At 64.6% G+C, this 14,404-nt stretch carries 13 protein-coding genes and 1 riboswitch; of the genes, 7 read left to right on the top strand and 6 right to left on the bottom strand.

Going from position 1 to position 14,404, the window contains the following annotated elements; all coding sequences use genetic code 11:
• Nucleotides 1-26 precede the first annotated feature (26 nt).
• A complete protein-coding gene (locus BLW08_RS10775; protein WP_091325016.1) occupies nt 27-1,124 on the bottom strand; it encodes an LLM class flavin-dependent oxidoreductase in 1,098 nt (365 codons plus the stop codon).
• A gap of 36 nt (nt 1,125-1,160) precedes the next feature.
• A riboswitch (SAM riboswitch) is annotated at nt 1,161-1,270 on the bottom strand.
• Nucleotides 1,271-1,492: 222 nt separating this feature from the next.
• Between BLW08_RS10775 and BLW08_RS10770 the strand changes: the two genes are divergently transcribed.
• Entirely contained in the window at nt 1,493-2,632 is a 1,140-nt protein-coding gene (locus BLW08_RS10770) for an LLM class flavin-dependent oxidoreductase (RefSeq protein ID WP_091325014.1), read from the top strand.
• Between the two features lie 41 nt (nt 2,633-2,673).
• Nucleotides 2,674-3,141, top strand: a complete 468-nt coding sequence (locus BLW08_RS10765) for a rhodanese-like domain-containing protein (RefSeq protein WP_091325013.1) — start codon at nt 2,674-2,676, stop codon at nt 3,139-3,141.
• Here the strand turns inward: BLW08_RS10765 and BLW08_RS10760 are convergent.
• Complete coding sequence (locus BLW08_RS10760) at nt 3,105-4,640, bottom strand: MFS transporter (RefSeq protein WP_091325012.1); 1,536 nt, start codon at nt 4,638-4,640, stop codon at nt 3,105-3,107. The two genes, BLW08_RS10765 and BLW08_RS10760, sit on opposite strands and share 37 nt — an antisense overlap.
• Nucleotides 4,641-4,833: 193 nt before the next feature.
• Between BLW08_RS10760 and BLW08_RS10755 the strand changes: the two genes are divergently transcribed.
• Nucleotides 4,834-6,228, top strand: coding sequence for a PLP-dependent cysteine synthase family protein (locus tag BLW08_RS10755; RefSeq protein ID WP_091325011.1), 1,395 nt, complete (start codon nt 4,834-4,836; stop codon nt 6,226-6,228).
• 217 nt (nt 6,229-6,445) lie between these two features.
• Here the strand turns inward: BLW08_RS10755 and BLW08_RS10750 are convergent, their stop codons facing one another.
• The 3 genes from BLW08_RS10750 to BLW08_RS10740 are packed head-to-tail and all read right to left on the bottom strand — an operon-like array spanning nt 6,446 to nt 9,389.
• Entirely contained in the window at nt 6,446-7,606 is a 1,161-nt protein-coding gene (locus tag BLW08_RS10750) for an LLM class flavin-dependent oxidoreductase (protein ID WP_091325009.1), read from the bottom strand.
• A 17-nt stretch (nt 7,607-7,623) separates the two neighbouring features.
• Nucleotides 7,624-8,283, bottom strand: a complete 660-nt coding sequence (locus BLW08_RS10745) for a methionine ABC transporter permease (protein ID WP_011776065.1) — start codon at nt 8,281-8,283, stop codon at nt 7,624-7,626.
• A 2-nt stretch (nt 8,284-8,285) separates the two neighbouring features.
• On the bottom strand, nt 8,286-9,389 hold the full coding sequence (locus tag BLW08_RS10740) for a methionine ABC transporter ATP-binding protein (protein WP_091325007.1): 1,104 nt from the start codon (nt 9,387-9,389) through the stop codon (nt 8,286-8,288).
• Nucleotides 9,390-9,610: 221 nt separating this feature from the next.
• Between BLW08_RS10740 and BLW08_RS10735 the strand changes: the two genes are divergently transcribed.
• From BLW08_RS10735 to BLW08_RS10725, 3 genes are all read left to right on the top strand, one after another.
• On the top strand, nt 9,611-10,495 hold the full coding sequence (locus tag BLW08_RS10735; protein ID WP_091325005.1) for a MetQ/NlpA family ABC transporter substrate-binding protein: 885 nt from the start codon (nt 9,611-9,613) through the stop codon (nt 10,493-10,495).
• 80 nt (nt 10,496-10,575) lie between these two features.
• Nucleotides 10,576-11,925, top strand: coding sequence for an LLM class flavin-dependent oxidoreductase (locus BLW08_RS10730; protein WP_091325003.1), 1,350 nt, complete (start codon nt 10,576-10,578; stop codon nt 11,923-11,925).
• Nucleotides 11,922-12,464: a GNAT family N-acetyltransferase gene (locus BLW08_RS10725; protein WP_091325002.1), complete on the top strand. Its 543-nt coding sequence runs from the start codon at nt 11,922-11,924 to the stop codon at nt 12,462-12,464. Before BLW08_RS10730 ends, BLW08_RS10725 begins: the two co-directional genes overlap by 4 nt.
• Here BLW08_RS10725 and BLW08_RS10720 read toward each other — a convergent pair.
• Complete coding sequence (locus BLW08_RS10720) at nt 12,434-13,327, bottom strand: helix-turn-helix transcriptional regulator (RefSeq protein ID WP_091324992.1); 894 nt, start codon at nt 13,325-13,327, stop codon at nt 12,434-12,436. The two genes, BLW08_RS10725 and BLW08_RS10720, sit on opposite strands and share 31 nt — an antisense overlap.
• A 123-nt stretch (nt 13,328-13,450) precedes the next feature.
• On the opposite strand from BLW08_RS10720, the gene BLW08_RS10715 reads away from it, so the two are divergent.
• Nucleotides 13,451-14,281 carry an oxidoreductase gene (locus BLW08_RS10715; protein ID WP_091324991.1) on the top strand — a complete coding sequence of 277 codons (831 nt, stop codon included), beginning with the start codon at nt 13,451-13,453 and terminating at the stop codon, nt 14,279-14,281.
• The last annotated feature ends 123 nt before the right edge of the window (nt 14,282-14,404 follow it).

Raw genomic sequence — 14,404 nt, 5'->3', positions numbered from 1 at the left:
TGGCGGCGGGCGTTGCTCAGCTGGCGTCAGGCGGCGGCGAAGCGGTTGGCGGGACGGGGAAGCCCGAAGGTTTCGCGGAGGGTGGCGCCCGGAAGGGGCGGCACCACCAACCCGCTTCGGTGCAGTTCGGGGAGCACCTTGTTAGCCAATTCGGGGAGGTCCACATCCAATACCGCTGGCTTGAGGCGGACGCCGTCGGCCGCTGCGAACAGCGTGGTGAGCAGTTCCACCAGCCCTTCGGCGCTGCCCACATAGCGGGCACCGCCCGTCCACTCTTCATACGAGTCCAGCTCGGCCAGACGGTCCTCCGCGGCCTGTCCACGGGAATCGAGGATGACGTCCAGTTCCACCAGGGTCCTCGGCGCACCGGCAGCGGCAGCTGCTTGGGCAGCTTGCGGGAGGGCGTCCGTGGTGTCTGCGGAGACCAGGGCAACATCAGCCTCGACGGCGGGGATCAGCTCAGCAGGCGCGAACACCACGAGCTGCCCTTGGAGTGGGCGCGGAATGATGGATGGGCCCTTGACGGAGAAGCGCTCACCGTCAAAGTCGGCATAGTGCAGCTTGTCCCGATCCACATACCGCCCCGTGGCAACGTCACGGATCACGGCGTCGTCTTCCCAGGAGTCCCAGAGCCGGCGGCTGGCTTGCACCACATCTGCGGCTTCGCTGGCTGCCTCCCCTTCTGGCAATGGCGTGCGCCCCACGGAACGGGCTTCCTTGGCCGTGTTGTCCGCGGTGACCAGCCAACCCGCCCTCCCCAAGGAGGAGTAGTCCAGGCTGGCCAACTGCGTGGCCACATGGAATGGCTCAGTGAAGATCGTTCCCGCCTCTGGCACAAGCCCAATGGAGCGGGTGATCGGGGCGGCGAAGGCCGCGCGCTGGATCGCGTCGATTCGGCCCGCAATCCCGGTGCTTCCAGGATCCACCACGCGGCTGTCCTTGAACGTTGCTACATGGAAGCCGGCGATGTCCGCTGCCTGGACGGTTTCACGGATCCGCTGGCCCCCCAACAGTGCCTGCGGATCATGGTGGGCCTTGCGCCAGGACGCGGGGTGGGCGCCATCGCCGTCGAGCTCCACTGCGATAACGCGGGAGCGGAATTCGGGTACAGGTGTGGAAGGCATGTTTCTCTCTTTCAGAGGCCGCACAGCGGCTGGGACGACATTCACTTGCCGCAGATGCGGCCTGGTCTGTTTCCGGAGCACCCCGCCACGTAATGCCTGAGGGTTGCCGCAGCACGAGCCGGTCCTTGGCGTGCTGACTCTTGACCTGAACTTGAATCTAGGAGGCTGTCCAAGGAATGTACAAACCGCTGGACTTGCGGCGTCAAGGCGGGAAATACCACGTCAAAGGGCTGCTGGAATCGTCATTTTCGGGCTTCTGACGGGTCGGTTGTGACGGCCCGTTTCGCCGGATTTCGCTGGATTTAGCCCGGTTGAGCGGGGTGACGGATCGGCTTTGGACCCTGCGCGTGGATCCGTAGTGTCGTCCCATGCCGAAGCCTCGAGTTACTCCCCTGTCCGTTCTTGACCTGAGCCCGGTGTCCGCCGGCCAGACTCCCGGCGATGCCCTGCGGAGCACCCTTGCCCTTGCCGCCGCTGCCGAGGCTTCCGGCTACTCGCGGTATTGGCTGGCCGAACACCACCTCAACACCGGCGTTGCCGGGTCAGCCCCGCACATTCTGGCCGGGTTGGTTGCCTCCGCCACCAAGACCATCAGGGTGGGGACCGCTGCCACTCTGTTGGGGAACTACCGGCCCCTCCAGATTGCGGAGAGCATCGGAACGCTCGCTGCGGTATTCCCGGACCGTGTGGACTTGGGCTTTGGCCGCTCCGGCCCGCCCAAGTCGCCCGGCGAACCGGCTCCCGGGGTGGTACCCGCTGACTCTTCCGGGCCCACCGATCGCATGGTGGATGGCTTGCTGATTCCTGCGCCGCGCCCCATCTTTGGCGCTGTGCTTCCCAGGAAGTTCCGGCTGCAGGGTGAACTGCTGGGCCGCTTCCCCGGCGACACGGACAACTTCGAGAACGACATCCAGGACATCATCGGATTTTTCACCGGCGAATACAGGACCAAACATGGTGAGCAAGTCACGGCTACACCCGCCCTCGGCCAGGCGCCGCAGTTCTGGGTCCACGGCTCAACAGCCGGACCCAGCGCCCGCTTGGCTGGCAAGTTGGGCCTCCCCTTCGGGGCGAACTATCACGTGGCACCGGCGGGCGTGCTGGATTCCATTGCCGAGTACAGGGCGCACTTCGTACCCTCCGCGGCCTTACGGGAACCGCATGTGATCGTCTCCGCGGACGTGTTGGTAGCTCCGGACGAACGCCAGGCCCAGCGCTTGGCCCGCGGCTACGGCCAGTGGGTTCACGGGATCCGCAGCGGCCAGGGTGCCATCCCGTACCCGTCACCGGAGGATGCGCTGGAGCTTTCCTTGGACGCCGAGGCCGAGGAGCTCATCAAGGATCGCCTGGACACCCGGTTCGTGGGCGACCCCCACCAGGTCAGCGAAGGACTCCGCACTTTGCAGCGGGCCACGGGCGCCCAGGAACTGCTCATCACCACCATTGCCCATGACCCCGCCGACCGGCAGAACTCTTACCAACTGCTGGCCGAGGTATGGGGGCTCTAGCTTTTCCGATTTTCCAACCACCACCTATCTAAGGGAGCACTATGTCCATCGAAACCACCGTCCACGAGAACGAAGTCCACGAATCAGTCCAGGACACCCAGCTGATCACCGCCGAGGAAGCCGCCAGGCTCATCGAAGAAGGCGCCCTGCTGATCGACGTCCGCAGCGAGGGCGGCCGCGCCAGCACGGGAGCCGTCCCCGGTGCCGTAGTGGTCAACCGCGAGCATGTGGAGGAGGACTTCAGCCCCGAATCCTCCCACCGTCTGGCTCAGGTCACCGGCACGGACCAGAAGATCGTGGTGTTCTGCGGTTCCGTGAACGGCTCACGCCCCGTCGCGCAGAAGCTCCAGGTCCTCGGCTACGCCAACGCTGTCCACGTGGACGGCGGCTTCCCGGCCCTCCGCGACGCCGGCGTCCCCACCACCGGGCCCACCGCACCGCCCGTCGAAGCGGCACCGCCCGCCGCAACGGCTCAGGCGTCCACCGAATCGGTGACTTCCGAGCGCTGAGTACCTGCCGCCGTCGGGCCTTCCGGCGTCAGCACCACCGCCGTCGTCGCGGCTTCCCTTCCGGAAGTCACGACGACGGCACTTGTCTTTGTGCGGTCCCGCGCCTCGCGCAACCAGTCGATTCCGCCAGCGAGCAAGGCGACACCCAGCAAGATGCAGCACATGACGATGCCTTGGCGGAAGGCATCCTTGGAGGCTTGGCCGGTGGCCGCGCCATGCGCTTGAAGGAACATTCCTGCTGCCGCGGCGGAGCAAAGCGCCGCAGTGAACCGCTGGCTGAGTTGGTAGAACCCCGCCGCCACTCCGGCGGCGCCCACGGGAGCATGGGCCAGGGTGAGTGTCTGGTTCGGCGCGACCACCAGGCCGGTTGACACACCTTGGAGAAGCCCGACGGCGGCCACCGCAAGAGCCGCTGTCCCGCCGTCGAGCCCCTGCACAAAAAGGTCCTTGGCAATCAGGCAAGCCAGACTGCCGAGAAGCGCGTACACGATCCCGGCCCGCCCATACCGGGCCACGAAACGCCAGCTGAAGCTGGACGCCAACAGCATGCCCGCTGCTTGCGGCGCGAGGATCGCCGCGGCAGCCAACGGAGCCGTCCCAGTCCCGGTCAGGAAATAAAACGCCGTCACAGCTGCCATTCCCGCGCCCACACCGAACTGGCAGAGCGCCACCACTGTGCCCAGTGCATAACCCTTGGATTTCGCCAGCGAGGCACTGAGCAACGGGGTTCGGCCACGCCGGTGATACAGGATCTCCCAGCCGGCGAAGGCAAGGAGCGCACCGGCGCCGACTGCCAGCGACGTCACCGCAATGGTGCCCGCGCCGTAGATGGTGGGAATGAGTGATGCCACCACCACTCCGCCCAACAGCAACGCGCCCATGATGTCGATGGACGGCTTGGCGTTTCCGGGGTGTTTGCCTGCCGGCCGCGGGAGGAGCCGGAAGGCAAGTGGCACCAGGATCAGCACCAAGGGAACGTTCGCCAGGAACAGGATCCGCCATCCAATCGCGGGGTCGCCCAGTGAGAGGACGAGTCCCCCGATCAGCGGTCCGCATACTGCGGCGGAACCACCGGCAGCGGCGTAGGCGCCCAAGGCCTTCGCGCGGTCGTGTCCCTTGTAGATGTCCTGCAGGAGGCCAAGAACCTGTGGGTTCAGGGTGCCCGCGCCGAGTCCTTGCAGGAGCCTGGCGATGATGACCAGCGACGGGTCGGTGGCCAGGCCACCCACCAGGCTGGATGCCCCGAAGACTGCGATACCACCGATAAAGAGCGTGCGCCGGCCCACGATGTCGCCCAGCCTGCCGGCAGGAACCAACGCGACGCCGAACGCCAGCGAGTAGCTCGCCAGGATCCACTGCACGGACCCGGAATCTGCGTGCAGGGAGACCGACATCGCAGGAACCGCCAGCACGAACATCGACTGGTCCAGCAGCGTGATGAATCCGGCGCCCAGGCAAAGCCAGAGGGCGGATCGTTTAGCGTGATGTCTGTGGCCCATGCTTGTGGACTCTAGGCGGATTGTCCCGGGGGCCGGGCATCGCGCGACACCCGGTTAAGGGGCGTTAATCCGGGTTACCGCCGGTGACTTGTTTATGACTCTTTGGTTCGTGTTCGACCACGCTGCAGTCACGGAGCGACGCCGCGGGAAACGCTTTTTTGTGGGGCGATGTCCGCGTCCTAGCGTGGGCCGCATGACCGTGTATGAATCAATTCTGGACGCAATCGGCGGCACTCCCCTGCTTCGGCTGAAGCGGCTGGGCGAAGGTGTCCGGCCCCGCATCTACGCGAAGCTCGAGTTCCAGAACATCGGCGGGAGCGTGAAGGACCGGGCCGCACTTTCCATGATCCGGGCCGCGGAACGGGCCGGTTTGTTGGAGCCTGGCGGAACAGTAGTGGAAGGGACCAGCGGTAACACCGGCATCGGGCTGAGTTTGGTGGCCGCGCAATTGGGGTATCGCTCGGTGATCTTCGCTCCGGCGGCCACGGCTGCTGAAAAGATCCGCCTCCTGCGCGCTTTCGGAGCCGAGGTCCACCTGGTGGCCGATTTTGTTCCGCGGTCCGATCCCGGCCATCTGGCCAACCAGGCCGCGGCCTTCGCGGCCTCTACTCCCGGTGCCTGGCTCGCGCTGCAGTACGACAACCCAGCCAACCCGCAAGCCCACCTGGAGAGCACCGGGCCTGAGATCTGGGCCGACACCGCGGGGTCGGTTACCCACTTTGTGGCCAGCGTCGGAACCGGCGGAACCATCAGCGGAACCGGCCGGTACTTGAAGCAGGCAAGCGACGGACGGGTGCAGGTCATCGCCGCTGACCCCGAGCATTCCCGCTACGGAGGGGGCAACGGTTCGCTCAAATACACAGAGGGCGCTGGCCACCCCCTGCACCCGGCGTCGACGGAGGACATCTGGCCCGAGGCGTTCGACACCGCGTTGGTGGACAAGTTCATCAGCGTCAGCGATCGCGATGCCATCTTCACCGCCCGCCGTGCCGCCCGCGAGGAAGGGCTCCTCATCGGCGCCACCGGCGGGACGGCCCTGGCGGCCGCATTGAACCTCGCCGAAACCTTGGATGAGGAACGCACCATCGTGGTGATCCTGCCGGACTCAGGCCGGAACTACCTGTCCACCTATTTCGACGACCACTGGCTCACCTCGCTCGGCTTCCTGGAACCCACGACGCCGGAAGGAACCGTCCGTTCGTTGCTCACCAGTGCGCCTGCCGGAGTGCAGCTTTTGGCGAGCGACCTGACAGCGGCGGAGGCCGTCGTCGAACTTCACTCCCGGGACCTGGCACCGGACGAACCCGTGTTTCTGGTCCTGGACCGGGGAGAGACCTTTGGCACCGTCCACCCGCGCGAGGTGGTGGGAGTGGTAACCCTGCGTTCGTTGGAATCCGTTGATCCTGCCTCGCTGGCAGTTGCGGCGGGTATTCCTTACCGGACGGTGGCCGCGGGCCTGCCGGTTGGGGAAAGGACATCACAGTCCGCGGGCCGAGGGTTGTCGGAAACAGCTGACGGAAGGCACGGGGCCGGGCTGGGCGTCGTCGCGGTCCTGGTGGACGGCCGAATCGCCGCCACCATCCCGTAACCCTCTCTCACCAAACACCCCCAAAACCCAAACCCTCTCTCACCAAACACCCCCCAAAACCCAAACCCTCTCTCACCAAACACCCCCCAAAACCCAAACCCTCTCTCACCAAACGACCAAAGGGTCGGGTTGAGATGCCGGGGTGAGAGAGCGTCACCCAGAAACACACCAAAGGTGAGAGAGCATCACCCAAAAACACACCAAAGGTGAGAGAGCGTCAGGAAGCGGCGGCCAACACTCGCGCCCGGGCAGCGGCTTGGCCTGCCCGGAGCTCCCCGGCGGTGCGGCCCTGCTCCCGGCGCGCCACTTCCTGCTTCAACTGCGGGATGACGTACCGGCCAAACTCGAGGGCGTCCGGGACGAAGTCGTAACCGCGGAGGCCGAAGATCTCGAATCCAAGCTCGTGGTAGTCCAGGATCGCCTGGGTGACGGTGTCGTAGCTGCCCACCAACGCCGTCGCGCTTCCGCCTCCGCCACCCGCCGCTTTGGCGAGGGCCGTCCAGAGGGCGCGGTCGTGGAGGTCGCCGCGTTCCGCAGCTGCGAGCAATCGCTGGGTGCCGGCAGCTTCTGGCTTCTGGTTGTAGTGGCGCACAGGGTCAATCACCTCGCCGGCGGATCGGCGCGCCTCGAATGTCCCAAGAATGGCGTGCGCTTTCTCCCACGCCAGCTCATCGGTTGCCGCGACGATCGGCCGGAAGGCGATCTGCCAGCGCAACGGTTCAACCCTGCCCAAAGCAGCGGCCCGCGCAAGGATCTGCTCTTGTTGCGAAGCTGCGTCGGCCAACGGCTCGCCGAAGAGGGCATAGATGTCAGCTTCAGCGGCGCCCACAGACCACGCGGCCTCGGAGGAACCGCCAAAGGAAATGCCCGGCCTCTTCCCGGCAAAGGGCCCCAGACCAGAGGCAAAGTCCTCAAAGCGATAGTGCTCACTGTCCCAACTGAACGAATCCCCGGACCACGCCCTCCGCACAATCTGCATGTACTCCTGCGTCCGGCCGTACCGCGCATCCTTGGCAAGGAAATCGCCCTCGCGGGCCTGGTCCGCTTGGCTTCCACCGGTGATGAAGTGCACGGTCAGCCGGCCTTCGGCGATGTGGTCCAGCGTCAGGAAGGAGCGGGCGGCGAACGTCGGGTGTGAAACGTTGGGCCGATGCGCCAAGCGCAGCTGGATTCGCTCCGTGTTCGCAGCGACCCATGCCGCATGGACTGAGGGGTCCTGCGTGGTGGAGTTGTACGCAAAAAGTACGTGGTCCCAGTTGTTGTCCTCGTGGATCCTGGCGATGCGGGCCGCGTATTGAGGGTCGAAGAAGGGCGTGGTGGCAGGCGACGTCTCGGTGGAGTCGTTGCCGGCACCCATGCCGAGGAATTCGATAGGCATGTTGTGGCTCCTGAAAGTTAGCGGCGAAGGATGCGCTGGGCCAGGAAGTTACCCAGCAACTGCGCGGCCTGGACCATGACGATGATGATCAGGACGGTCACCAGGGTGACTTCCCAGTTGAACTGCTGGTAGCCGTACATGATGGCGAAATTGCCCAGCCCACCACCGCCGATGTACCCGGCCATGGCAGACATGTCCACAATCGCGATGATCATGAACGTGTAGCCCAGGATGAGTGGCGCGAGCGACTCGGGAATCACCACGGACCACAGGATGTGCAGCCGGCTGTCACCCATGGCCCGGGCGGCCTCAACCACGCCGGGATCGGACGCCACCAGGTTCTGCTCCACCACCCGGCCAATCACCACACCGGCCATGAGCGCCATGGGCAGGATCGCCGCCGTCGTGCCAATAGTGGTGCCCATGATGATCAAGGTCAGCGGCGCAATGGCCGTGATGAAGATGATGAACGGGATGGGCCGGATGATGTTCACCAGGAAGTTCAGGAACGAGAACACGGCTTTATTGGCAAACAGGTTTCCGGGCCTGGTGGCGTAGAGGGTGACGCCCAGCGCCAGTCCGGCGATGCCGCTGAGCAGGACGGTGATGACCACCATGTAGATGGTCTGTTGGAAGGATTCGCCCAGGACGGGCAGGAGGGTTGTCCAGTCGGTCATGGCTATTCTCCGGCGTTCGCGGGGACGGGAAGGTGCGGAACGGCACTATCGGCGGAGGCCGCCGTCGGCAATTGGCGTTCGACGGCGGTGATGTCGCCCAGGTCAGCGAGCGCGGCGTCAATCGCGGCGTCGCTGCCTGTGAGCTCGTAGGTGAGTGTGCCCAGAATCTTGTTCTGGATCTCGGTGACGCCCCCGAACACCACACTGGAGCCCACGCCGTGGCGCTCGAACGTGGCCGCAACCAGTGGTGTGGGCGATGCCTCGGAGATGCCGATGGAGACAAGCTGGCCCGGGTGTGCCGCGGCGAGGCGGCTGACGGTGTCCGATTCCGGTGTGCCGTGCACGGCGGTTGAGACGAAGCGTTGGGTGGAGGCGCTCTGGGGATCGGCGAACACGGAGTAGGTGGGTCCGGCTTCCACTACCCGGCCGGATTCCATCATCACCACGGTGTCGCAGATTTCCCGGACAACGTGCATCTCGTGGGTGATCACCACAACGGTGGTGCCGAGTTCCTTATTAATGCGCCGGAGCAAGCGGAGGACGTCGCGGGTGGTTTCGGGGTCCAAGGCGCTGGTTGCTTCGTCAGCGAGCAGGATGTCCGGGGCGTTTGCCAGAGCACGGGCAATGCCCACGCGTTGCTGCTGTCCGCCGGAGAGCCGGCGGGGGTAGGAGCCGGCCTTGTCCGCGATGCCCACAAACTCCAGGAGTTCGTCCACGCGCGGCTTGATCTTCTCTTTGGGCCACCCGGCCACCTTCAACGGATACGCGACGTTTCCGAACACAGTGCGGGACTTCAGCAGATTGAATTGTTGGAAGATCATGCCGATGCCTGAGCGGACTTTGCGCAACTGGCCTTCGGGGAGCGAGGAGATGTCCTGGCCCTTGACGAAAACCTGGCCCTCGCTGGGACGTTCCAGTCCGTTCAGCAGGCGGACCAGCGTGGATTTTCCGGCACCGGAATATCCCACGATGCCCACCACCGTGCCCTCTTCAATGTCCAAGGTGACGTCGTCAACGGCACGCACTGGTTCGGTGCGTTGGCTGCGCTTGCTTCCTTGGACCGGGAACAGCTTGCTGACTCCGCGCAGGGAAACGATCGCGCTCACCGGAGCCTCCTTCGGGGTTGTTTGAATGCCCATTCCAGCAGCGCGTCTGCCGCCCAATCGAACCCAATGACCCCCTGTGACCTGCGGTTTCGTTCCTTGACGGTGCGCGTCGGAGTGTTGCGAAGGCGTTCGATTCCCACCATGGCAACTGCCTAGCGTGAGGCAGGGGGAACACCCCGCACCTTCCATTCGCATCAATACCCTTTGTACGGAGAAGCATCATGAAGAACCGCTTGTTAGTTGCCGCCGTCGGCCTGATCGCCGCCCTATCGCTCTCGGCATGCGGGGGTGCTTCGAGTGGTTCGTCAACCTCCGCGAACACCAAGGTGGTCATCGGTGTGGACGACGGCGCTGAGGAGCACTGGACGCTGCTGAAGAACAAGCTGAAGGACCAGGGCATCGATCTTGAGGTGAAGAACTTCACCGATGGCGCGCAGATCAACACGGCAACCCAGCAGGGACAGGTGGACATCAACCTGTTCCAGCACCTGAAGTACCTGTCCCAGTTCAACGTCAACAGCAACGGCACTCTGGTTCCGGTGGGCGCCACGGCCGTTTACCCGCTGGCGCTGTACTCGGAGAAGTTCAAGTCCGTGGAGGAGCTGCCCGCCGACGCTGAGGTTGCCATCCCCAACAACCCCACCAACCAGGCGCGTGCACTGTTGAACCTGCAGACCGCCGGCTTGCTGCAGCTCAAGGATGGCGGCAACTCGCTGTCCACCCCGGCTGAGATCACCTCGAGCAAGATCAAGGTTGTGCCGGTGGACAGCAACCAGACGGTGAACGCACTCAAGGGCACCACTGATGCCGCCGTCGTGAACAACACGCAGGCCCAGAAGGGCGGCTTGGGTGACGAGAAGATCATCTTCAAGGAAGACCTGAACTCGGAGTCCCTGGCGCCGTACATCAACGGCTTCGTAGTGAAGGCAGACCGCAAGGACGATCCCACGTGGAAGAAGATCGTGGCCGCCTATCACACCCCTGAGGTGGAAGCCTCGGTGACCAAGCTCAACGACGGCAACCTGCAGTTCAAGGCTGACTGGACCGCTGCCAAGCTGCAGGAAGTGCTTACCGCCGAAGAGGCAGCCATCAAGAAGTCCAAGTAGCACTTGTGGGGCGGCGGTCCTGCGCCACAGAGCACCGCTGCCCCACACTCCCCCCGGAAAAACAGCACCGAAACAGGCCCATGAACCAGACACTCATCCGTGAACGCCAGCAGATCCACTTCTTCGCCTACCTCGTGGGCACCGGCATCCACCTGGCTTCATGGCGCCACGAGACAGCGTTCCCTCAGGCGAGCATCGACTTCGCCCACCAGGTACAGCTCGCCAAAACTGCCGAAGAAGCCAAGTTCGATGCGATCTTCCTGGGCGACTCCCTCGCGATCGATGAGACGTCCAATCCGGGCATTCTTAACAGATTTGACCCCATCGGCCTCGTCACGGCCCTTGGAGCAGTCACCAGCAACATCGGCCTCATCGCCACGTCCTCCACGTCCTATGACGAGCCCTTCAACTTCGCCCGCGCGGCCCTCACTGCGGACCACATCAGCGGCGGCCGTGTTGGCTGGAACATCGTGACCACGCGGGACCTCACCAACAGCACGGCCGGCAACTTCAGTGCCGATGAGCACTTCGACCACAGCCTCCGCTACCGCCGCGCTGAAGAGTTTGTGGAGGTCACCCAAGGGCTCTGGAATTCTTGGGACGCGGACGCTTTCCTCTACAACAAAGCGCAAGGACGATTCTTTGACCGGCGCAAACTCAGCCGGCTGGACTACCAGGGCGAATTCTTCAGGGTCGCCGGGCCGCTGAACATCGGTCCCTCCCCGCAGCACTCCCCTTTGCTGGCCCAGGCAGGAACATCCGTCCCGGGCCAGAAGCTGGGGGCCCGCTTCGCCAACGCCCTTTTCGCGAGCCACCCCGACATTCCGCAGGCTCGGCAGTACCGGGAGTCCGTCCGGGCTCAGGCGAAGGCGTTCGGCCGGAATCCCGACGAAATCTACGTCTACCAGGCCATCTCGCCCGTGGTCGCGGACACCCGGGACGAAGCTTTGGAACGCATCCGGGAGTTGGACAGCCTCATCACCGATCAGCAGGTGCTGGATTTCCTGCAGGAATACTTCGCAGGCCAGCTGGATTTCACCGGGCTCGGTGCTGACGCCACAGTGGCCCAGTCCGGCATTCCCACCATCACGCAGCCCAGGACGGACTTCCGCTCCGCCGGGGAACAGATCCACGGACGCGAGGACGAGGTCACGCTTAAGGACCTCTACTCCATCCTCACGGGCGACAAACGGAACCACGACTTCATCGGAACGCCCCGCCATGTGGCTGACTCTTTGGCCCGCTGGCACGCCGAGGGCGCCGCGGACGGCTTCAACCTCATGTTCTCCCTCCTCCCCCAGGATCTGGAGCGCTTCGCCACCGGCGTCATCCCCCTGCTCCAGGAACGCGGCCTTGCGCGAACTGAGTACGCGGGCACCACCCTGAGATCGCACCTCGGACTCGATCCGCAGCCGAAAGGACAATCATGACCACCACACCAACCGTTGCCACCGGCACCCACGTGATTCGCCACGCCCGCCCCGAAGAGTACGACGCCGTGGGGCGGCTGACGTACGAAGGGTTCGGTCATCATCTTCCCGGCGCCCGTCAGCCCGACGAACAGCGTCTCGAACTCTTGCTGGACGCCGCGGCACGGGCACGCGAAGGCGTGCTGCTGGTTGCCGAAGACGTGGAAACCGGACGTTTGGTGGGCACCGCAAGCCTCCTGCCCTTTGGCTCACACCTCAGCCGGCAGGCACAACACGGCGAAGTGGAACTGAGGCTGCTGGCCGTGCTCCCGGAAGCGCGCCGCACGGGTCTTGGCCAGAAACTCCTCGACGAGTCCGCCCGTCTGGCTGCGGCCCAAGGTGCCGAGCGCGTGGTGCTGGACACCGCCGTCGACAATGAGACCTCGCAGCGCCTCTACCGCCGCTTGGGCTACGTCCGCCGGCCCGAACGCGAGAAGGAACGCCCTGCGCCGAAGGTGCAGCTGGTGGTCTACACGCTGGACTTGCCGTCGGCCGCCTGAGGCGCTGACGCTGGATCGCCGTCGCTCGCGGACCAACTCGCCAGCAACTTGAGTGACTCCTCCGCCGCCGAGCCGGGCTCTGTGCTGTAAACAATCAAGGACAGCCCGGGATCAGCCGGAAGGTCCATGGCTTCGAAAGACAATTCGAGATCCCCCACCACGGGGTGATGGATACGTTTGAGGCCTGTCCGGTGGTAGCGGACATTGTGTGCTGCCCACCGCGTCCGGAATTCTTCGCTGCGCATGGACAGTTCGCCCACCAGGTCCGTCAGGGCGCGGTCGTAGGGATTGCGGCCGGCTTCCGTGCGCAGGACTGCCACCAGGTCATTCGCTGCGCCCTCCCAGTCGATGAAGAACGCGCGGGCCTTCGGGCTGAGAAACACAAAACGCGCCACGTTCACCGGACGTCCGGGATCCGCAAACAGCTCGGAGTACAGCGCATGCCCCAGTTTGTTGGCCGCCAAGATGTCGCGACGCCCGTTGCGCACATACGCCGGGACATCGGTCATGGCATCCAGAATCCGCTGGACAGTGGGCCGGACCTGCTGCTCGACGGGCTTCCGGCGCGGGGCCTTGGGTGAGCCGGCAGCCCGGGCGAGGTCGAACAGGTGGGCATGCTCGGCGTCGTCAAGTTGCAAGGCCTGCGACAACGACTCCAGGACACCCTCGGACACCCCACTGAGATTCCCGCGTTCCAGCCGGATGTAATAGTCAATGCTCATGCCGCTCAACAGCGCTACCTCTTCGCGCCGCAGCCCCGGGACACGACGATTCCCGCCATACGCCGGCAACCCCGCTTGGTCGGGGCTGATCCGTGCCCTGCGCGTCGACAGGAATTCACGGATCTCACTTCGGTTGTCCATGCACCCAAGCGTAGGTCGCCGCCCGCCGAACAGGGAGGCACTGGGAGTACCCGGAAGACCATGCACTCCCGCGGCCCCGGGAGTAGCGTTCCAATGGAATGGACCACCCATGAAAGGAACATCATGACTACCTGGCTCATCACAGGCTGCTCCACCGGACTTGGCCGCGCACTGGCGCAGGCCGTTCTCGCACGTGGCGATAACGCCGTCATCACCGCCCGCGACGCCTCAACTCTCCAGGAGCTCACCGCACAATTCCCGACGACGGCACTCGCCGTTGCGCTCGACGTCACCAAGCAGTCGCAGGTTGACGCAGCGGTACAGCAGGCCCAGGAACGCTTCGGCTCCGTAGACGTCCTGGTCAACAACGCGGGTTATGGTTACCGCGCGGCGATTGAAGAGGGCGACGACGCCGACGTCCGCACGCTGTTCGACACCAACGTCTTTGGTCCCGTCGCCATGATTAAAGCCGTCCTTCCGGGGATGCGTTCGCAGCGATCAGGCGCAATCGTGAACATCTCCTCCATCGGCGCCCGCATCTCGCCTCCCGGTTCCGGCTACTACTCCGCTACCAAGGCCGCGCTGGAGGGACTGTCCGGTTCCCTGCACAAGGAACTAAAGCCACTGGGCATCTCCGTGACCGTGGTGGAGCCAGGCGGTTTCCGGACCGACTTCGCGGGACGTTCGCTCACCCAGTCAGCCGAGGCGATCGCCGATTACGCCGATACCGCAGGCAAGCGCCGCAAGGAGCTCGACACCATCCACGGCACTCAACAGGGCGATCCGGACAAGGCAGCGGCCGCGATCATGACCGCCGTCGAAGCACCGGAAACTCCCGGTTTCCTGCTGCTTGGCGAAGACGCAGCCAAGGCTTTCGACGCCGTGGAAGAAGCCCAACGGGCCGAGGTGAACCGTTGGCGGGAGCTCAGCGTCAGCACGGGTTACACGGAGTAATGAGGAACGTGTAATCGGTCACACTTGGCCGGATTCGCTTGTCAATCGCAGTGGGCAGCATGAACCATGAATGAGGGAATTCGTTTCCCATACAAGCTGAATCAGCAATCCTCACCGACGAGG

It is taken from the genome of Arthrobacter sp. cf158 (assembly GCF_900106835.1).
In the GTDB taxonomy this organism is placed as follows: Bacteria; Actinomycetota; Actinomycetes; order Actinomycetales; family Micrococcaceae; genus Arthrobacter.
Note: the sequence above shows the minus strand (reverse complement) of the source record. Positions and strands in the feature narration are given on the sequence as shown.

Coding starts and splice junctions, on each gene's coding strand:
- BLW08_RS10775 (WP_091325016.1), bottom strand. CDS start 1,124: ATGCCTTCCACACCTGTACCCGAATTCCGCTCCCGCGTTATCGCAGTG.
- BLW08_RS10770 (WP_091325014.1), top strand. CDS start 1,493: ATGCCGAAGCCTCGAGTTACTCCCCTGTCCGTTCTTGACCTGAGCCCG.
- BLW08_RS10765 (WP_091325013.1), top strand. CDS start 2,674: ATGTCCATCGAAACCACCGTCCACGAGAACGAAGTCCACGAATCAGTC.
- BLW08_RS10760 (WP_091325012.1), bottom strand. CDS start 4,640: ATGGGCCACAGACATCACGCTAAACGATCCGCCCTCTGGCTTTGCCTG.
- BLW08_RS10755 (WP_091325011.1), top strand. CDS start 4,834: ATGACCGTGTATGAATCAATTCTGGACGCAATCGGCGGCACTCCCCTG.
- BLW08_RS10750 (WP_091325009.1), bottom strand. CDS start 7,606: ATGCCTATCGAATTCCTCGGCATGGGTGCCGGCAACGACTCCACCGAG.
- BLW08_RS10745 (WP_011776065.1), bottom strand. CDS start 8,283: ATGACCGACTGGACAACCCTCCTGCCCGTCCTGGGCGAATCCTTCCAA.
- BLW08_RS10735 (WP_091325005.1), top strand. CDS start 9,611: ATGAAGAACCGCTTGTTAGTTGCCGCCGTCGGCCTGATCGCCGCCCTA.
- BLW08_RS10730 (WP_091325003.1), top strand. CDS start 10,576: ATGAACCAGACACTCATCCGTGAACGCCAGCAGATCCACTTCTTCGCC.
- BLW08_RS10725 (WP_091325002.1), top strand. CDS start 11,922: ATGACCACCACACCAACCGTTGCCACCGGCACCCACGTGATTCGCCAC.
- BLW08_RS10720 (WP_091324992.1), bottom strand. CDS start 13,327: ATGGACAACCGAAGTGAGATCCGTGAATTCCTGTCGACGCGCAGGGCA.
- BLW08_RS10715 (WP_091324991.1), top strand. CDS start 13,451: ATGACTACCTGGCTCATCACAGGCTGCTCCACCGGACTTGGCCGCGCA.